At 66.8% G+C, this 1,115-nt stretch carries 2 protein-coding genes; both read left to right on the top strand.

All coding sequences use genetic code 11. The features are described from left to right. A partial coding sequence (locus AC3FNH_RS32515; protein ID WP_488723004.1) for an ABC transporter ATP-binding protein C-terminal domain-containing protein occupies window positions 1–446 on the top strand: 446 nt, incomplete at its 5' end. A gap of 13 nt (window positions 447–459) precedes the next feature. Beyond that, the coding region (locus tag AC3FNH_RS32510; protein ID WP_488723003.1) for an ABC transporter ATP-binding protein at window positions 460–1,115 on the top strand (656 nt) is incomplete at its 3' end.

Raw genomic sequence — 1,115 nt, 5'->3', positions numbered from 1 at the left:
TGGGCACCGCGTTCCAGTTCTGGCGCAGCGAGCGTTCGCTCGACGTGCTCAACGACCGCGCGATGGAGCTGCTGGAGCAGGTCGGCCTGACCGAGTTCGCGCAGACCGTCACGGTGAACCTGCCGTACGGGCGCAAGCGCGCGCTGGAGATCGCCACCACGCTCGCGATGGAGCCCGAGCTGATGCTGCTCGACGAACCCACGCAGGGCATGGGCCACGAGGACGTGGACCGCGTCACGCAGCTGATCAGGAAGGTCTCGGCGGGCCGCACCATCCTGATGGTCGAGCACAACATGAACGTGGTGTCGTCGATCGCCGACAAGATCACCGTGCTGCAGCGTGGCGCGATCCTCGCTGAAGGGCCGTACGCTGAAGTGTCGAAAGACCCGCGCGTGATGGAGGCCTACATGGGCACCGCCGACGCCGAGCTGCAAGGCGCGCACTGAGGAGGCCATCGACATGACGACATCCAGCGTACCCGCGCTCGAGATCAAGGACCTGCACGCCTGGTACGGCGAATCGCACATCCTGCACGGCGTGGACCTGACCGTGAACCGCGGCGAGGTGGTGACGCTGCTGGGCCGCAACGGCGCGGGCCGCACCACCACGCTGCGCGCGATCATGGGCCTGACTGGCGCGCGCAAGGGCTCGATCAAGGTCAACGGCCACGAGACCATCGGCCTGGCGACGCACAAGATCGCGCACTACGGCATCGGCTATTGCCCGGAAGAGCGGGCGATCTTCTCGAGCCTGTCGTGCGAGGAGAACCTGATGCTGCCGCCGGTGCTGAAGGGCGCCGACAGCGGCAAGGGCATGAGCGAGGCCGAGATCTACGAGATGTTCCCGAACCTGAAGGAGCGCCGCCAGAGCCAGGGCACGCGCCTGTCGGGCGGCGAGCAGCAGATGCTGGCGGTCGGGCGCATCCTGCGCACCGGCGCGAACCTGCTGCTGCTTGACGAGATCTCGGAGGGTCTGGCGCCGGTGATCGTGCAGGCGCTCGCGCGCATGATCCTGATGCTCAAGAAGAAGGGCTATACGGTGGTGATGGTGGAGCAGAACTTCCGCTTCGCCGCGCCGCTGGCCGACCGCTTCTATGTGATGGAGCACGGCAGCAT

The sequence above is a fragment of the Cupriavidus sp. 22TCCZM01-5 genome, from assembly GCF_057798915.1.
The sequence above is the reverse complement of the archived record's forward strand: the minus strand, read 5'-3'. Positions and strand labels throughout refer to the sequence as shown.